This is a genomic window from Sorangium sp. So ce375, from assembly GCF_051473855.1.
In the GTDB taxonomy this organism is placed as follows: Bacteria; Myxococcota_A; Polyangia; order Polyangiales; family Polyangiaceae; genus Sorangium.
The window spans coordinates 8,263,725-8,280,668 of record NZ_CP150335.1 but is presented as its reverse complement, the minus strand read 5'-3'; the positions used below and the strand labels follow the sequence as shown (position 1 = coordinate 8,280,668).

14 protein-coding genes are annotated in these 16,944 nt (G+C 71.7%); 10 read left to right on the top strand and 4 right to left on the bottom strand.

What is annotated here, in order from left to right; translation table 11 throughout:
• Positions 1–178: 178 nt before the first annotated feature.
• The gene (locus WME90_RS30650) at positions 179–331 is read right to left on the bottom strand and encodes a hypothetical protein (RefSeq protein ID WP_437275569.1); all 153 of its coding nucleotides are present in this window, start codon (positions 329–331) and stop codon (positions 179–181) included.
• A 391-nt stretch (positions 332–722) separates the two neighbouring features.
• On the opposite strand from WME90_RS30650, the gene WME90_RS30645 reads away from it, so the two are divergent.
• Genes WME90_RS30645 through WME90_RS30635 form a run of 3 tightly spaced genes read left to right on the top strand, consistent with a single transcriptional unit; the run spans position 723 to position 4,892 of the window.
• Positions 723–2,408: a protein kinase domain-containing protein gene (locus WME90_RS30645; protein ID WP_437275568.1), complete on the top strand. Its 1,686-nt coding sequence runs from the start codon at positions 723–725 to the stop codon at positions 2,406–2,408.
• Positions 2,409–2,423: 15 nt separating this feature from the next.
• A complete protein-coding gene (locus WME90_RS30640) occupies positions 2,424–3,068 on the top strand; it encodes a hypothetical protein (RefSeq protein WP_437275567.1) in 645 nt (214 codons plus the stop codon).
• A gap of 12 nt (positions 3,069–3,080) precedes the next feature.
• The gene (locus WME90_RS30635) at positions 3,081–4,892 is read left to right on the top strand and encodes a hypothetical protein (RefSeq protein WP_437275566.1); all 1,812 of its coding nucleotides are present in this window, start codon (positions 3,081–3,083) and stop codon (positions 4,890–4,892) included.
• Here the strand turns inward: WME90_RS30635 and WME90_RS30630 are convergent.
• Positions 4,849–5,889, bottom strand: a complete 1,041-nt coding sequence (locus tag WME90_RS30630; protein WP_437275565.1) for an FG-GAP repeat domain-containing protein — start codon at positions 5,887–5,889, stop codon at positions 4,849–4,851. The genes WME90_RS30635 and WME90_RS30630 overlap by 44 nt on opposite strands.
• A gap of 37 nt (positions 5,890–5,926) precedes the next feature.
• Here WME90_RS30630 and WME90_RS30625 point away from each other — a divergent pair, with 37 nt between their 5' ends.
• The 7 genes from WME90_RS30625 to rbfA all read left to right on the top strand — a co-directional run bounded on the left by WME90_RS30625 (position 5,927) and on the right by rbfA (position 14,915).
• Entirely contained in the window at positions 5,927–7,135 is a 1,209-nt protein-coding gene (locus WME90_RS30625) for a phosphoglycerate dehydrogenase (protein ID WP_437275564.1), read from the top strand.
• Positions 7,136–7,466: 331 nt separating this feature from the next.
• Positions 7,467–8,108 carry a ribosome maturation factor RimP gene (gene rimP, locus WME90_RS30620; RefSeq protein WP_437275563.1) on the top strand — a complete coding sequence of 214 codons (642 nt, stop codon included), beginning with the start codon at positions 7,467–7,469 and terminating at the stop codon, positions 8,106–8,108.
• A gap of 30 nt (positions 8,109–8,138) precedes the next feature.
• On the top strand, positions 8,139–9,782 hold the full coding sequence (gene nusA / locus WME90_RS30615) for a transcription termination factor NusA (RefSeq protein ID WP_437275562.1): 1,644 nt from the start codon (positions 8,139–8,141) through the stop codon (positions 9,780–9,782).
• A gap of 39 nt (positions 9,783–9,821) precedes the next feature.
• Positions 9,822–10,970, top strand: coding sequence for a DUF448 domain-containing protein (locus WME90_RS30610; protein WP_437275561.1), 1,149 nt, complete (start codon positions 9,822–9,824; stop codon positions 10,968–10,970).
• Positions 10,971–10,985: 15 nt separating this feature from the next.
• Positions 10,986–14,129 carry a translation initiation factor IF-2 gene (gene infB, locus WME90_RS30605; protein ID WP_437275560.1) on the top strand — a complete coding sequence of 1,048 codons (3,144 nt, stop codon included), beginning with the start codon at positions 10,986–10,988 and terminating at the stop codon, positions 14,127–14,129.
• Between the two features lie 10 nt (positions 14,130–14,139).
• Positions 14,140–14,535 (top strand): DUF503 domain-containing protein, encoded by a 396-nt coding sequence (locus WME90_RS30600; protein ID WP_437275559.1) that lies wholly within the window; start codon positions 14,140–14,142, stop codon positions 14,533–14,535.
• Positions 14,532–14,915 carry a 30S ribosome-binding factor RbfA gene (gene rbfA / locus WME90_RS30595; RefSeq protein ID WP_437275558.1) on the top strand — a complete coding sequence of 128 codons (384 nt, stop codon included), beginning with the start codon at positions 14,532–14,534 and terminating at the stop codon, positions 14,913–14,915. Before WME90_RS30600 ends, rbfA begins: the two co-directional genes overlap by 4 nt.
• Positions 14,916–15,108: 193 nt before the next feature.
• On the opposite strand, the gene aat is transcribed toward rbfA, so the two are convergent.
• Positions 15,109–15,831, bottom strand: coding sequence for a leucyl/phenylalanyl-tRNA--protein transferase (gene aat / locus WME90_RS30590; protein WP_437275557.1), 723 nt, complete (start codon positions 15,829–15,831; stop codon positions 15,109–15,111).
• Positions 15,832–15,892: 61 nt separating this feature from the next.
• The gene (locus WME90_RS30585) at positions 15,893–16,915 is read right to left on the bottom strand and encodes a glycosyltransferase (RefSeq protein WP_437275556.1); all 1,023 of its coding nucleotides are present in this window, start codon (positions 16,913–16,915) and stop codon (positions 15,893–15,895) included.
• Between the last annotated feature and the right edge of the window lie 29 nt (positions 16,916–16,944).

Below are 16,944 nucleotides of genomic sequence, written 5' to 3'. Positions count from 1 at the left end.
CACGATACAGCCGGGAAATGCGCGGTGCGTGGTGCGCTGCCGTCCCTACGGTCGATGCGTCGCGAGGCCCATGAACGGAGCTGAGGAGCCGTCGGCGCGCACGCGGTCGCCGTCGTCGCCGAATCCGATGGCGAGCGGCGCGAGCGCCTCGTAGGTCGCGGGCTACTCGAAGAAGGGCTCATCCACGGCTCGCGCGCCGAGGAGCGCGGCGCGCGGGCAGGGCGCCCGCGTCGATCTTCGTCCGCGCCGCGGTGAGCTCCCCGTTCTGGCCCTCCGGCGGCGTGAGCCGGACGATGTCCGCCGCGCCCTCTGCATCGTCCCGGACGAACATCAGCCCGTCGGTCCGTCGTCAGATCGCAGTCGGTTCGTCCTCAGATCGCAGAGGAGAGCCCGATCTCCCCGTCCGTCCGGCAGGCGGGTCGCGGCTTCAACGGCTCGTTGGCCCGGCGCACTTCACGCCAGCGCGGGCGTGCGCGCGGCGGTCGCGCCGGGCTGGTCGGGCCGGCTAAACAAATCAGCGGCCCTCGTCAAGGGATCCTGGCGGTGCGGGCGTCCGAAGGGGCGATCTCGGCCCAAAACAGCGGGGCAGCGGCCGCCGCGGCGCTGCGTCCGGCCCATCCCTCCGAACGACCGTTGCGCTCGACGTTCAGATGGACGACGCTGTGCGCCGCAGCCGGTGTCGGGCACGCTCCGGTTCGCGCTCCTTTTATCCACCGCGGGCCGTGACCAAGACACCCCCTCCTCCCATCACTGCCGGAACGGTCATCAATGACCGTTACGACATCCGTCAGAGCCTCGGTAAGGGCGGCATGGGCGAGGTCTTCCTAGCCTTCGATCGCTCGACGCAGCAGACCGTGGCCCTCAAGGTGGTCCGCGAAGAGTCGCGCATGCCGGGCGACGACGAGGCGCTTCGCCAGGAGCTCCTCCTCGCGCGCTCGGTCGGCCACCCGAACGTCTGCCGCGTGCACGACCTCGCGCCGAGCCCATGGGGCCCCATCCTCGTGATGGAGCAGATCCCCGGGCAGACGCTCCACACGCACATCCGCAAGCGCAAGGCCCAGGGCGGCTACTCGGCGGACGAGTTCCGCAAGATCGCGAGCGAGGTCTGCAACGGGCTCGCGGCCATCCATGCCCAGGGCCTCGTGCACGGCGACCTGAAGCCCGGCAACGTGATGGTCTCCGAGGGCCGCGCGGTGATCCTCGACTTCGGCTTCGCTCAGGAGCGCGCGCGCGCCTCGGCGCGCCGTCCTGGCGCGCCGCCCGACGGCGGCACGCCGAACTACATGTCTCCCGAGCGGCTGCGCAACGGCGGCGCGAGCCCCGAGGACGACGTGTACGCCATGGCCTTGACGCTCTGGGAGATGTGGACCTGCCGCGTCCCCGAGCCCGGCTACAAGCCGCGGCTCAAGACGATGAAGCAGCAGATCATGTTCGACGTCCCGGCGGGCCTGTCGATCGACGAGGTGAGGCAGATCTTCCGCGGCCTCAACGAGGACCCGTCGATGCGGCCGCAGGCGCGGCACATGCGCTTCTTCAACCCGTCGCAGCTCACGACGAGCCCGATCCAGCTGCCGCGCGAGCGCCTCGATCCGGGGCCGCCGCCGGGCGGCTTGAGCAAGCTGAACTTCACCCCCGGGGCGCAGTCGCTGCTCGTGACGTACGCGACGAACGCGCCCGAGATCGTCGGCTCTCTGCTGCCGCTGCACGACACGAAGCTCGGCCTCGGCCGTCGCAGCGATCAGAGCCTGTGCGTCCCCGAGGCGACCGTCTCGGGGGCGCACGCGATCCTGAAGTGGCAGACGGGCTCGTGGCTCATCGAGGACCAGGGCAGCACGAACGGCAGCTACGCGGAGTTCAACTACGAGCGCAAGTCGCAGATCTCGCTGATGCACGGCGGCGAGATGCAGGTCGGCGAGTGCCGGATGAAGCTCGTGACGTTCGGCCCGGACTCGCCGCAGCACCGGCGCGCGAAGCAGTACCTCGCGAAGCGCGACGGCCTCACGGGCCTGCTCGTGCGCGAGCACCTGATGAAGGCGATCGACGAGGACGGCCTGTTCGCCGACTGGGCCGAGGTGCCGATGCAGGTCGCGCGCTACGAGCTGCGCGGGCCGAACCGTCAGGTCAGCGAGCGCCCGACCATCCTGGAGATGCTCGCCCTGCGGAAGGCGGCGCAGCGGGTGATCGACCTGACCGAGATGCTCCTGCTCAGCCTTACGCCGGCCGTCGCGGGCCGGACGGGGCCGCTCAAGTTCGTGGTCTCGATCGTGGGGCCGAGCATCGACGAGGCCCGTCACGTCGTCGAGCAGGTGGTCGCGCAGGTGCAGGGGCTGCTCCCGGAGACGCTCGAGCTCGGCGCGACGCTGGTCAAGGGCGAGCCCGGGCGCCCTGCGCGGACGCTCATCGATTGAACCTGAGCGTGTCCGATGAACAGCCGGCCTCCGTTCCCGTCCACCTCCAGCCCGCCGTCTCAGCCCTCGCCGTACCGCTACCTCGGTCGCGGCGGTAGCGAGCGCCCGGTGCGGCTCCAGATCATCATCGCGCTCGTCGCGGGCCTCATCCTGGTCGCGGTGCCGCTTTACCTGTGGCGGCGTCCGAAGCCCGAGTCGATCCCGTCTGCGGACGCGGCGACGGCCGACGCCGGCGTCCACACCTGGGACGCGGGCGCGCTCGCCGACGCGGGCGCCGAGCTGCCGGAGGGTGTCACGCTCTCGCCGTTCACAACGATCAAGTGCGAGAACCCCGGCCCGGGCACCACCCCGCCCGAGCGCTGCGATCACGTCACCTTCTTCGAGGACGGCCTGTCACGCGCGATCCGCGACAACGTCCAGTGCGCCCCTTCCGGCAAGTCGGGCGTCACCGTGAGCTTCGTCCTCGAGACGGACTTCCGGCGCAAGCGGACGAACCTCTACGTGGGCAAGTCGACGACGGTGAGCCGCGCGAAGACGAAGGAGCTGCTCCGCTGCGTGAAGCGGGCCATGCCGACGCCCGACTGGGGGACGATCCCGCACCAGTATGTGAAGTACAAGATCAACGTCATGGCGACGTACCCTCCCAACGAGTCCTTCTGAGGCGAGCGGCTCGTGCGTAGCGCATTGATCGTGCTGGTGCGCTGCGCGATTCCCGTCCTCGGGGCGCTCCTCCCGATCGAGGCGCAGGCGCAGCAGGGCGCGGCGTCTGCCGAGCCGGCTCGGCGCGCGGAGTACTCGAGCTACGAGAGCGCCACGATCGAGCGCGTCCTGTCGCGCCTCGGCGCGACCCTCGATCCTGCCCCCGAGGGCAAGACCGTCGAGGGGATCGACGTGGTCCCGCTCAAGGTGATCGAGGACCGCGATCCTGCGCCGGCCTTCCTGAACTGGTTCCACGCCCTCTCGCGGCCGCACGTCATCCGGCGCGAGGTGCTGCTCGCCGTCGGGCGCCCTTACGAGCAGGCGCTCGCCGACGAGTCGGCGCGCAACCTCCGCGACCTGAGCCAGCTGTCGCTCGTCCTCGTCTTCGCCGTGCGGGGCAGCGCTCCGGATCGGGTGCGGGTCGCCGTCGTCACCAAGGACGTCTGGAGCCTGCGCCTCAACTCGGACTACCGCATCGCCGGCGGCCAGCTCGAGTACCTGTTCCTGCAGCCCAGCGAGCAGAACCTGCTCGGCGTCCACCACGCCGTCGCGGGGCAGATCGAGCTCGATCCCGGCGCGCTCGCGCTCGGCGTCACGTACACGATGCCGCGCATCGGGGGCAGCCACGTGCGGCTGCGGACCGAGCTGAACGCGATCCTCGACCGGAAGACCGGCGAGTTCGAGGGCACGAGCGGGGAGCTCATCTACGGGCAGCCGCTCTACGCGACGCAGGCGGAGTGGGCCTGGGAGGCCGAGATCTCCTGGCGCGACGAGGTGACCCGCCGCTTCGTCGGCACGAAGCTCGACACCTTCGACGCGGCGGCCACGCCGGGGGACGACGGCGTCCCGTACCGCTACCGGAGCGACCTCCTGGTGGGCAGCTACGCCGTCACGCGCAGCTTCGGCGGGGGCGGGGCGCGATCCTCGGCCGTGAAGCACGACTTCTCGGTGGGCGTCGAGGCGAGCCGCAAGGTCTATCGCTTCGACGCGCCCGCGGGCCTCGCCCCGGCCGCGATCGCCGAGTTCGAGCGGCGCGTGATGCCGGTGAGCGACACCCGCGTCGCGCCGACGTTCAAGTACGCGACGTACTCGACCCGCTTCTTGCGCGTGCTCGACTTCAACACGCTCGCGCTGCAGGAGGACTACCGGCTGGGGCACGAGCTCGCGATCTTGATCTATCCGGTCACGACCGCGCTCAACTCCACCCGGAGCTTCCTCGGGGTCTCCGCCGCGGCCGCGTACACCGTCGCGCTCGGCGACGGCCTCGCGCGCGCCGTCGTCGAGTCCGTCACCGAGCTGGACGGCTCGCAGATCTTCGACGCCTCCATCGAGGCGCGCGCGCGGATCCACACGCCGAGCTTCGGGGTCGGGCGGCTCGTGTTCGACGTGCGCCTGTTCGACCGATACAGGAACTACCTCAACAGGAAATTGGTGCTCGGCGGCGAGACGCGGCTCCGCGGGTACCCGACGGCGGCGTTCATCGGCGAGGACGTGCTCTCCGCGAACCTCGAGCTCCGCACGCGGCCGCTGGAGATCTGGTCGTGCCAGGTCGCGGGCGCGGCCTTCTTCGACGCCGGCGACGCCTTCGACGGCTTCGACGATCTGCGCCTCAAGCAGTCGGCGGGCTTCGGGGTCCGGGCCCTCTTCCCGCAGCTCAACCGCGTCGTGATGCGCGCCGACTGGGGGGTGCCGCTGACGCGCGGCTACAGGGAGCCCGACGCGCTGCCTGGCGACATCCTCGTCACCTTCGAGCAGGCGTTTCCGATGCTCCCTGCGGACGAGTAGGCGCGGCGCCCGCGCCCGGCGGCGCCCCCCTGGCCGGGGCGCCGCTCGGGGCCGCCGCGCCCGCGCTCGCCACCCGCGCGCGGTGGGTCGAGAACGCGCCTCGAAGAGCGGGCGTCACCGGCTCTCGGTCGAGCGCCGCGAGCGCCTCGGCCGCCGGCCTGCCCGCGAGCAGCGCGTGCCAGGCCCGCTCGAGCGCTCCCTGCAGACGCGCGGCGTCGTCCTTCGGTGGCTCCTGCCGCTTGCCCTGGCTGGCCGTCTCCGCGCCGGGGCCTCCCGCGCGCGCTTCGTGGAAGGCTCGCGCGACGCTGCCGCGGTTCGTGTAGCGACCGCCCTCGAACCCCGCGACGTCGAGGAGATCCGGCGCGATGGGATCCCCCTCGTCCAGGGGGATCCGCCCAGCGAGCTCCAGCGTGCCGTCTTGGTCGACGTCGACCGAGAACCGCGGCGGCGCCGCGAGCTCGACGGCGTACCGGGCCGCGCCGAACGGCTGCACGGCCCAGATCTCCAGCTCACCGGCCTCGTTTCTGAGCACGACGTCCGGAGCGCCGTCGCGGTTGAGATCGGTCCCGGAGCGGAACACCCCGAGCTGCTCCGTCGGGTCCGGCTCGGATCCCGGGAGGAGCGACGGCACCAGCTGGGTCGCCTCGCTGCGATCCACGCGCCCGCTGTCGAGGGGCCCCGCGGCCATGACCACGCCGTGCGGCGTCGCCACGCGGACCGCCGACGTGCGGCGCCCGAGCGCGTCCGTCCCGCTGTAGCCGCGCAGCACCACCTCGCCGTCGCGGCGTAGCGCGCCGCGGAGCTCGACCTCGAGCTCCAGCCCGAGCTCGGCGGCCTCCGCGTCGATGGCGCGCAGCCGAGCGTCGAGGTCCGGGGGCGCGACGAACGCGCCGAGCGGCGGCTTGCCTGCGGTACCCCAGGGAGAAACCTGATGATCGCTGGCGCAGGAGCTGACGCAACCGAAGTAACTGGCGAAGACGACGAACAGAACGCCCATCGTCTGCGATGGCTTTTCTGTTACGGTTCCCGTCCGCATGCGCCTGCTAGTAGCCGACAAGATGGACCTCTCGGCTCTGGAAGAGCTCAAGGTGCTCGGGATGGAGATCGAGTCCCGGCCGGAGCTCACCAGAGACACGCTGCCGGCGGCCCTCGACGGGATCGGCATTCTGGTCGTTCGTTCCACGGAGGTCACGGCGAAGGCGATCGAGGCCGGGCGGCAGCTCAACTTGATCGTGAGGGCAGGGGTCGGCGTGGGGACGATCGACGTCGCGGCCGCGAGCGCGCGCGGCGTCTACGTCGCGAACTGTCCCGGCAAGAACGCGACCGCGGTGGCAGAGCTGACGATGGGGTTCATCCTGGCGCTGGACCGCCGCCTGGTCGATGCGACGTCGGACCTCCGGGCTGGCCGCTGGGAGAAGGCGAAGTACTCGGTGGCCCGGGGCCTGTTCGGCCGGCGGATCGGGATCGCGGGGCTCGGCGCGATCGGCCGCGAGGTGCTCCTGCGCGCCCGCGCGTTCGGGCTCGAGCCGCACGCCTGGTCGCGCTCGCTGACGCCGGGCCGCGCCGCCAAGCTGGACGTCAGCTATGCGCGGACCTTGGAGGATCTGGCCGCGCGCTCGGACATCTTCACCATCCACCTGACGGCCACCCCCCAGACGCGCGGCATCGTCAGCCGGAGCGTCCTCGAGGCGCTCCCCGACGGCGCCATCGTCGTGAACGCCGCGCGCCCCGAGGTGATGGATTACGCCGCGCTCGAGGATCTCATTCCGCGCAAGGGGCTGCGGGTCGGCCTCGACGTCTTCGCCACCGAGCCTGACAAGGGCTCGGCGCCGTTCGAGTCGCACCTCCTCGGGCGAGGGCTCGTCTACGGCACCCCGCACGTCGGCGCGCAGACGGAGCAGGCGCAGCGCGCGGTCGCCCTCGAGACGGCCCGGATCATCCGCGCCTTCATGACGGAGGAGGAGCTGCCCAACGTGGTCAACATCTGCGCTACCTCGCCCGCTCGCTACGCGGTCGTCGTCCGGATGATGGACAAGGTCGGCGTCCTCGCGAACACCCTCAGCGTGATGAAACGGCACGGGATCAACATCGAGGAGATTTCAAACACCGTCTTCGAGGGGGCCACTGCCACCTGCACCAAGATGCGGGTCTCCGGCCGGCCGAGCGAAGCCTGTCTGAAGGAGATCGCGGCGTTCGAGGAGGTCCTGCACGTGGATATCGTCGCGTTGCCGAATCTGGCGTAACTCTGACGGACCTGACGAACCCGACGGGCGCGACGCGAGGCTGCCGCGACCGCCGGCGAGCCCTCCGGCGGTGACGCGGGCCGACTCGGGGTGAACCGGTGGGAGATCCCCGGCCGCGCAGGGGCGGTTTGCCCGTATCCCCCCTTGCATGAAGGCCCGCATTCGACTAGGTTGTCCGCCGACAACTAGGCGGATCCGCGAGCCGGGTTCCCAGTTCGGGGAATCGGCTCTTTTTTTTTGGCGCAGAGGCGCCGGGCACCGTCGCTCGGGGCACATCGCGCTGGGAAGCCCCGGATCCGCCGAAGGTGACGTCTCTCACATGCAGCAACCGATGGAGCCTTCGACCAGAGCCGTGTTCGATCTCGAGCGCGTTCGCGACGCCGTCGCGCCGGCGCTGGCCTCGCACGGGGTCACGCTCGTCGATCTGGAGTGGACCACGGAGCCGGCGGGCTGGACGTTGCGGGTCACGATCGAGCGCCTGGACGCGAACCACGCGGACGACGTGGGCGGTGGGGTCACGCTCGAGGACTGCGCGGATGTGTCGCGCGACGTCTCATCGGTCCTCGACGTCGAGGATCTCATACCCAACCATTACAACCTCGAGGTCAGCTCTCCTGGCCTCGATCGGCGGCTGCGTACAGCGGCCGAGTTCGCCCGCTTCCTCGGCAGGACAGCGAAGGTGAAGCTGTCGCGCCCCGCGCCGGACGGCCAGCGGCTGCTCCGGGGCGAGCTCCTCGAGGCTCCGGAGGGGCAGGTCGCGGTGCTGGTCGATGGCAAGCGGATCGAGGTCCCGTTCGCGGATGTCGTGGAGGCGCGCCTCGTCTTCGAGCTCACGTCGCAGCCCAAGCCCAAGAAGGGGCAGCGGCAGGGCAAGGAGCCCGCTAAGGAGTCGAAGCAGACGAAGCGGCTGGCGGAGGCGGCTCCGCGGTCGGGCCCACAGCGGAGCGAGCGCGGCTCCGAGAAGCGCAAGTAGAGAGAAGAAAGATCAGGAGACAGGGACGTCATGGCAACGATGGCAGCGATGCCGACCTCGGAGACGAGCCTCGGCAGCATCCTCGATCAGGTCGCGAAGGAGAAGGGGATCGACAAGAAGATCCTCGTCGAGACGATCGAGGCCGCGATCTTGAAGGCCGCGCAGAGCGTCTTCGGCCCCACCCGCGAGCTCGAGGCGCGCTTCAACGAGGATACCGGGCAGATCGACCTCTTCCAGTACATGACCGTGGTCGAGGCCGTGACGGAGCCGGAGCGCGAGATCTCCATCACTGACGTGGACAAGCTGAAGCTGGACGCGACCCTGGGCGAGGAGCTCGGCTTCCAGGTCTTCTGGCGCCCCGAGGACGCGGAGAAGGCGCGCGATCAGGACAAGGAATACGGCGACATCCTGAAGCTCAAGCACGGCCGGACGACCTTCGGGCGCATCGCCGCGCAGACGGCGAAGCAGGTCCTGCTGCAGCGCGTGCGCGACGCCGAGCGCGATCTCATCTTCAACGAGTACAAGGATCGCAAGGGCGAGCTCATCCGCGGCATCGTGCGGCGGTTCGAGAAGGGCAACAACATCATCGTCGACATCGGCCGCACCGAGGGCGTGCTCACGTTCCGCGAGCAGACGCCGCGCGAGACGTACCGGCCCGGGGACCGCATCGTGGCGTACGTGAAGGACATCGATCGCGAGGCCCGCGGCCCGCAGGTCATCCTCTCGCGCTCCGATCCCCGGCTCGTCGAGAAGCTCTTCGAGGCCGAGGTCCCCGAGATCTACGAGGGCATCGTGCGGATCGTGTCGGTCGCCCGCGAGCCGGGCGCCCGCTCGAAGATCGCGGTGACCAGCCGCGACGCGGACGTCGACCCCGTGGGCGCGTGCGTGGGCATGAAGGGCTCGCGCGTGCAGGCGGTGGTCCAGGAGCTCCGCGGGGAGAAGATCGACATCGTGCCGTTCGATCGGGATCCGGCGCGCTACGTCATCGCCGCGATCCAGCCGGCCGAGGTGCACAAGGTGATCGTCGACGAGGCCGACGGGCGCATGGAGCTCGTGGTCCCGGACGAGAAGCTGTCGCTCGCGATCGGGCGCAAGGGCCAGAACGTGCGGCTCGCCGCGCAGCTGACGAACTGGAAGCTCGACATCATCAGCGAGACCAAGTTCAAGCAGATGGAAGAAGAGGCGATCTCCGCCTTGCAGCAGATGGACGTGGTGACGGAGCAGATCGCCAAGTCCATGTATCGGCTCGGCTTCCGGGCGCTCGAGGAGGTCAGCGAGGCGTCGCTCGAAGAGCTCGCGGCGATCCCGGGCCTCGGCGGCGTCGAGGCCGCCGAGCGCATCAAGTCGCAGGCGGACACGACGATGGAGCGGCTGCGGCAGGAGCGGATCCGCTCCGCGAGCTCGCGCACCGAGCCGCTGACCGACCGCGAGCGGCTGATGTTCATCCGCGGCGTCGGCGATCGGACGGTGGTGCTGCTGGAGGAGGCCGGGTACCGCAGCGTCGAGGACGTGCTGCGAGAGGACGAGGATCGGCTGGCGATCCGCACCGGCCTCGGCATCAAGAAGGCGCGCGCCATCAAGCAGGGGGCGCGGGATTTTGTTGAAAGCGAGCAGAAGGTGCTCGATGCAGCGCGGGCGGACGTTCGTCGCGCCGTAGAGGCGAGGCACGCGTAGGCTGCGGGGCGGAGCAGAGGGTCGAGGATGGGATCAGCGGTGAGCAGACAGAGCGACGCGGGTGAGCGCGAGCCCTTCGAGAAGGGGCGAGTGCGCACGTGCGTCGGCTGCGGGGAGCGCGTCGGCGTCGACGACGTCCGCGGCGCTCGTCCGCTCGTCCGGCTCATCCTCGGTCCCGGCGGTGTGATCGCTGTCGATCCGGGGGACGGCGGGTTCGGGCGGGGAGCTCACGTCCACCCGCGGAAGGACTGCCTCTCGGCGGCGGTCGCCCGGGGGCTCGCCCGCGCCGCGAAGGCGCGGGTCCACGCGATCGTGAGGACCGCGACCGCGGGAGGAGGCGCCGAGGGCGCCGGCGATCAGGCCGCGCCGGGCGCGGAGCCGCTCACGGCCGTCTCGCTGGCGCGGGCGATCCGGGAGGCCACCGAGCGCCGGCTCCAGGGGCTCGTCCGCGCCGCCGTCCGCTCTCAGAGCGTGGCCATCGGCGCCGATGCGGTCGTGGGCTCGTGCGTGCGGGGTGAGGCCGCGCTCGTCCTGGTCGCGTGCGACGCGGCGGCGGGCGCGGATCTGCCCGAGGTCCAGCGGGCCATCGCCGAAGGGCGCGCCGTCGCGTGGGGCAGCGAGCAGGTGCTCGGCGCCCTGGCGGGTGGCCCGCGAGAGCGCGGCGTGGCCGTGATGGCGATCTCGTCGGCGCCGATCGCGGCCGCCGTCGCGGACGCAGCGCACGTGGTGGACACGTGCGCGCGCGTCGAGCGGGGCGAGGACGCAGCGGAAGGTGAGCGCCGCGGCTCCGGTCGCAGGGGGCGGCCGACGCGCAGCGCGGCCGCCCGATCGGAGGGGGGCGGGAGCCCCGAGCTGCGGAAGGTACCGACCAGCCATGCTGGCCTCTCGCGTCGGCGTGGGCCAGGAGCTCCGGGCGTGGAGCGCGAGCTCCCCGCGCCCGGGGTTGGCTCGGGGTCCGAGGACGTCGAGGGAAGACCTGGCGGTCCTGAGGGCAGGCTTACCAGCCGCGAGGAGCGGCAGGTGCCAGAGTGTGGGTCCGGTCGGCTTCTTGCAACTGCGCCGGGCACTGGGGGAGGCGGCGCGGTCGGGGGCAGGGTGGCGGTGTCCGGTCCTACCGGACGCGCCTCGACGGTGGACAGAGTGGCCGCAAATCGTCGCCCGCGCGGATGGGTGAGGCGGATTGGTTAACGTGGAGCGAGGTGCATGAGCAAAGTCCGGGTCTACGAGGTCGCCAAGCAGCTGAACATGGACCAGAAGACGCTGGTCGCGCTCTTCCAGTCCATGGGTATAGGCGACGTGCGCAATCACATGAGCGCCGTCGAGTCCGACGTCGTCGAGCGGGTTAAGCGGCACCTCGAGCGGCAGAAGTCGCCTGAGGTGGTGGAGGAGCGGATCCGTCCTACGGTCGTGAAGCGCCGCGCGCGGCCCGGGGCCGAGCCCGAGCCGTCCTCGCCGGGCCGCGGGCCTGACCTGTCCGAGGCGCCCGTGCGCGCCGCTCCGGAGCCTGCGCCCTCTCGGCCTGCGGCTGCGTCCGCTCCGGCTTCCCCGCCGCCCGAGCGCGCCGCTCAGGAAGAAGCGCCGCCCCGTCGACCTGCTCCGCCGCCCGTTGCTCCCGTCGCAGCGCCTCCGGCGCCGGCCCCCGAGCCGATCGCCGCGAGCCCGCGCGAGCCTGCTCCCGCCCCCGCGCCCAGCGCGCCTGCCCCGGCGATGCCGCCCGTTGCGGCTGCGCCCCCTGCGCCGCCGCCCCCGGCGGCTCCCGCTCCCGCAGCCACCGCGCCAGTCGCGGCGTCCGCGGTCGCGGAGGAGACGAAGGTGACCTCGCCCGAGCCGAAGCCTGTGCCGCCCACCGCGGCGCCGCCTGCCCCAGCCGCCGCGCCGGCGTCCGCTGCCCCACCTGCCCCCGCCGCGGCTGCGCCCGAGGCGGCTGCTCCCGCCCCGACGCAGGCAGCCGCGCCTGCGCCGACCCCCGCGCCTGCCGCTGCGCCTGCAGCAACGGCGCCTGCTGCTGCGCCCGCGGCAACCGTTGCGCCCGCGCCCGCAGCGCCTGCGCCCGCAGCGCCGGCGCCTGCAGCAGCGGCCGCGCCAGCAGCACCCGAGGTGGCACAGGCCCGACCGCAAGCTGCGCCCTCGGCGCCTGCTCCGGCGCAGGGAGCGTCGCGGCCGACATCGGCGCCGCCCGCGCAGCAGCGGCCTGCAGCGCCGGCTGCGGCCCGTCCGGGCACGCGGCCGACGACGCCGCCTGCGTCGGCTCCCGCGGCCAAGCCGGAAGAGCCGGCCGCCACGCCGGGACAGGCGCCGCGTCGCCCGTCCTCGCCGCCGAAGACCGGAATCGAGGTGTGGCAGGGGCGTCCCGGCGTCACGATGCCGGCTGCCCGCACCGGCACGCCGCCGGCGCGGCGCACGACCTACGATCCGCGCGCCAACGCCCAGCAACCGCGGCCTGGTGGTCCCAGCTTCGGGCCCGGCGGCCGGCCCATGGGCGGCCGGAACACCCGCCCGGGGATGTTCGGGCGGCAGCGCCCGGGAGGCGGCGGGCTGCCGCGCAAGCCGGTCCAGGTCTCCACGCAGGAGATGGCCTCGCACAAGAAGGTCATCAAGATCGAGGAGCAGGTCACCCTCCAGCAGCTCGCCGCGAAGATGAGCCTGAAGGCGACGGACGTGCTCATGCGGCTCCTGTCGATGGGCATGACGGGCGTGAACATCAACAGCACGCTCGACGCCGAAACCGCGAAGATCCTCGCGAGCGAGTTCGGCTGGAGCGTCGAGGACGTGGCCGTCAGCGAGCAGGACACGCTGACCGCGGCCATGCAGGCCGGGGCCGACACCGACGAGGACGTCGAGATCCGTCCGCCGATCGTCACCGTCATGGGCCACGTCGACCACGGCAAGACGTCGCTCCTCGACAGGATCCGGAAGGCCACGGTCGCCGAGGGAGAGGCCGGCGGGATCACCCAGCACATCGGCGCTTACCGCGTCGAGACGCCGCGCGGAACGATCGCCTTCCTCGACACGCCGGGCCACGAGGCGTTCACGGCGATGCGCGCCCGCGGCGCCTCGCTCACCGACATCGTGATCCTGGTGGTCGCGGCCGACGACGGCGTGATGCCTCAGACCAAGGAGGCGATCTCGCACGCCCAGGCCGCGAAGGTGCCGATCATCGTCGCGGTGAACAAGATCGACAAGCCGGGCGCCGACGCCGACAAGATCAAGCGCGACCTCGCCGCGCTCGGGCTTCAGCCCGAGGAGTGGGGCGGCGAGACGATGTTCAGCAGCGTGTCGGCGAAGATGGGGCAGGGCATCGACCAGCTCCTCGAGTCGGTCCTGCTGCTCGCCGAGGTCCAGGACCTCCGCGCCAACCCGAAGAAGCGCGCCAGCGGCACCGTCATCGAGGCGCTGCTCGATCGTGGCCGCGGCCCGGTCGCGCGCGTCATGGTCCAGGACGGCACGCTCCGCACGGGCGACATCCTCCTGGCCGGCGCCGCGTGGGGCAAGGTCCGGGCGATGACCGACGAGCTCGGGCGCTCCGTCGCCGAGGCCGGCCCCGCGACGCCGGTCGAGGTCCTCGGCCTCAACGAGGTGCCGAGCGCGGGCGATCCCGTCCACGCCGTCAAGGACGGGAAGACCGCGGAGGAGATCGCCGAGACCCGCCGCAAGAAGGCGTCGAAGACGCTCATCCCGCAGGATTCGCGCGTCTCGCTCGAGTCCATCACGAAGAACCTGCAGGAGGCCGATCAGCTCGAGCTCAAGCTGATCATCAAGGGCGACGTGCAGGGCTCGGTCGAGGCGATCGTCCACGCGCTGGCGAAGCTCTCGACCCAGAAGGTGAAGGTCACCATCGTGAACGGCGCCGTCGGCGGCATCACCGAGGGCGACGTCAACCTGGCGGTCGCGTCGAAGGCGATCATCGTCGGCTTCAACGTCCGGCCGGCCGGCAAGGCGGGGGCTCTCGCCGAGAACGAGGGCGTCGAGATCCGGACCTACAACATCATCTACAACGCCGTCGATGACATCCGGAGCGCGATGGAGGGCCTCCTCCCCGCGACCAAGGTGGAGAAGGTCCTTGGCCGCGCCGAGGTCCGCCAGGTCTTCAAGATCACGAAGGCGGGCACGGTCGCCGGCTGCATGGCCATCAGCGGCTCGGTCAAGCGCACCGGCGAGGCGCGCCTCATCCGGGACAACGCCGTGATCTGGACGGGGCGCCTCTCGGGGCTGCGTCGCTTCAAGGACGACGTGAAAGAGGTGGTCGAGGGGTTCGAGTGCGGTATCTCGCTCGAGGGCTACTCGGACATCAAGGAGCGCGACATCATCGAGAGCTTCGAGATCGAAGAGGTCAAGACGAAGCTCTGAGCCTCACCCGATGTTCGTCGGCGTCCTCCGTCTCCGCCTCGATATCGTCGGGGCCCGCTCCCTCAAGGACAAGCGCAGCGTGGTGCGCTCCTTGAAGGAGCGGGCGCAGAGCCGGATGCGCGTGTCGATCGCCGAGGTCGGCGTGCTCGACGATCCAAGGCGGGCGACGCTCGGGGTCGCGGTCGTCTCGAACTCGGCGGTCATGTGCGACAAGGTCCTCGCGGACGTGGCCGCGATGGCGGGGTCGCTGCCGCACGCCGTCCTCACCGATCGGGCCACCGAGATCGTGCCGTTCGGCGATGGAGGAGCGGGGGTGCAGGGCGGCATCGAGCAGGTGCTCGGCCGCGACGATGGGGATCTGGGAGCGTCCTCGGACATGTTCGAGGACACAGAGGACGACGAATGAGCGGCATGGTGAAGCGGGCGACGCGGGTCGCCGAGCGGCTCCGCGAGGACCTGTCCAACCTGCTCCGAGAGCTGCGCGACCCGAGGATCGCCGGCGTGCTCGTGTCGCGCGTGGAGATCACCGACGACCTGCAGAGCGCGAAGGTCCACGTGCGCCACGAGTTCGGGGCGGAGGACGCGACGGCGCGCCGCGCCCTGCTCAAGGGGCTAGAGGCGGCGTCGGGCCGGCTGCGCAGGGACGTCGCCCGCACGATGGGGCTTCGCGTGGTGCCGACGCTGCGCTTCTTTTACGACGAGGGGCCCGACGCCGAGCGGCGGATCGAGGAGCTGCTCCGCGAGATCAAGGACGGCTCGGGCGGCTCGGGCGGCGAGCGCTCCTAGAGCGACGGTCACCCGCTTCGGATACGGGCCCACCTCGACGTTTTCGGTGCTCAGCGCACCGGAGTGCGCTTGCGCGCCGAAAACGCCGATCTGGGCCCGTCTCCTGTGCGGGTGACCGCCGCTCTGCGCTGCATGGTGCAGAGGTGGGCGGGAGCCGCTGTAGAGCGGCGCCGAGACCGCGCCTCGGGCGCGATCACCGGGAGATGAGCCGCTCGATCGACTGCGCCGGTTCGAGGTCGAAGCGCCACGGTCCCATCCGGGTCGGGGCGTCGAGCGCCACCTTCAGCGCGCCGAGGAACTCGCGCCGAGGCCACTCCACGGCGCCGAATCGCTCCAGGTGGGCCGTGTACGCCTGGCAGTCCACGAGCGCGAAGTCCCAGGCGACGAGGTTCCCGAGGAGCGTCGCGAACGCGATCTTCGAGGCGTCGGGCGCGCGTGTGAACATCGACTCGCCGAAGAACATCCGCCCCAGCGACACGCCGTAGAGGCCGCCGACGAGCTCGCCGTTCGACCACGCCTCGATGCTGTGCGCGACCCCGGCGGCGTGCAGCGCCGTGTATCCGGCGATGAGCTCCTCGGTGATCCACGTGCCGTTCTGGCCCGGCCGCGGCGCGGCGCTGCAGCCCCGCATGACCTGCTCGAACGCCGTGTCGGTCCGCACCTCGAGCTCGCCCCGGCGCACCCGCTTGCGCAGCGAGTGCGGGAGGTGCGCCTCGCGCAGCGGCAGGACGAAGCGCGGATCCGGGGAGAACCAGAGCAGCGGCAGCCCCTCGTGAGGCCAGGGGAAGATGCCCCGGCGGTAGCCGGCCAGCAGCCGCTCCGGCGAGGCGTCGCCGCCCACGGCCACGATCCCTTCCGGGGTCGCGCGCTCTGGCGGAGGGAAGTCGAGCTTGCTCGTGAGCACCGGCACCCGCATCGCTGTGAGATCGAATCCTCCCAAAAGAACGCGCGGTTGCAAAGCGTCGCCGGGCGCGCGCTCAGGAGGCGCACACATAATCGGCGCCCTCGACGAAGCCGCGCGCCGAGAGGTGGCCGCGGATGAGCGCGCGCGCCCCCCGCGCCCCGACGGCGACGACGACGGTCTCTGCGCCGCGCTCCAGCCGCGACGGGTCGACGATGGGCGCGCCCTGCGCGATCCGGCCGATCTTGCGCGGGTCGATGTCCACGAAGCGCGCGGGCGTCACGCCGTTTCGGGCGAGCGCCCTCGCCAGCCGCCGGCCTGTCTTGCCTGCGCCCCACACGGCGAGCGGGCGCGCTGGACCCAGCTTCCTCGCGAGATAGTGCGCTTTTGCCTCGAGGAAGCGCGCGATCGCGTACCGCGGATCGGCGAACGTGGCGCGGCCCTCACGGTGCCGCCAGCGCAGGCCGAGCTCCGGGAGCTTCGCCATGCGCGCGCCCGCGGCGTCGAGGCGCAGCCACAGATCGTAGTCCTCCGCCCACGGGACCTCCCGGAACCCGCCGACCTGCTCCAGCGCGCTCCGCCGCAGCATCACAGACGGGTGGCACAGCGGGGACTCCACGAACATCTCCCGCGCGTGGTCCTCGGGGGTGACGATGGAGTTCAGCCAGTCGACATAGCGCAGCATGCCCTCGCCGATCGGCCCGGCGGCGAACGCCTCGACGCGCGCCCCGACGACGCCGAGCCGGGGATCCCGCAGGAGCATCTCCGCTTGCCGCGCGAGGCGCTCGCCGACCGAGATGTCGTCGCCATCCATGCGGGCGAGGAGCTCGCCGCGCGCCGCCTCCGATGCGCGAGCGAGCGCCCGCGCGATCCCCACGCCGCCCGTCGCGAGCTGGACGACGCGGCGGTCGCGCTGCGCGATGCGCGCGACCTTGTTCGGCCCGCCGTCCGTCGAGCCGTCGTCCACGGCGATGACCTCGATGGCGACCGCGCGCTCGGCGAGCACGCTCTCCAGGGCCTCCTCGATCGTCGTCTCCGCCTGCCGGTACGGGAGCAAGACGGAGACGAGCGGCGCCACACGGAGACCATGGCGGCGCACCCGCGCAGCGTCCACAAGAAGGGCGCGCG

Coding starts and splice junctions, on each gene's coding strand:
- WME90_RS30650 (WP_437275569.1), bottom strand. CDS start 331: ATGTTCGTCCGGGACGATGCAGAGGGCGCGGCGGACATCGTCCGGCTC.
- WME90_RS30640 (WP_437275567.1), top strand. CDS start 2,424: ATGAACAGCCGGCCTCCGTTCCCGTCCACCTCCAGCCCGCCGTCTCAG.
- WME90_RS30630 (WP_437275565.1), bottom strand. CDS start 5,889: ATGGGCGTTCTGTTCGTCGTCTTCGCCAGTTACTTCGGTTGCGTCAGC.
- WME90_RS30625 (WP_437275564.1), top strand. CDS start 5,927: ATGCGCCTGCTAGTAGCCGACAAGATGGACCTCTCGGCTCTGGAAGAG.
- rimP (WP_437275563.1), top strand. CDS start 7,467: ATGGAGCCTTCGACCAGAGCCGTGTTCGATCTCGAGCGCGTTCGCGAC.
- nusA (WP_437275562.1), top strand. CDS start 8,139: ATGGCAACGATGGCAGCGATGCCGACCTCGGAGACGAGCCTCGGCAGC.
- infB (WP_437275560.1), top strand. CDS start 10,986: ATGAGCAAAGTCCGGGTCTACGAGGTCGCCAAGCAGCTGAACATGGAC.
- WME90_RS30600 (WP_437275559.1), top strand. CDS start 14,140: ATGTTCGTCGGCGTCCTCCGTCTCCGCCTCGATATCGTCGGGGCCCGC.
- rbfA (WP_437275558.1), top strand. CDS start 14,532: ATGAGCGGCATGGTGAAGCGGGCGACGCGGGTCGCCGAGCGGCTCCGC.
- aat (WP_437275557.1), bottom strand. CDS start 15,831: ATGCGGGTGCCGGTGCTCACGAGCAAGCTCGACTTCCCTCCGCCAGAG.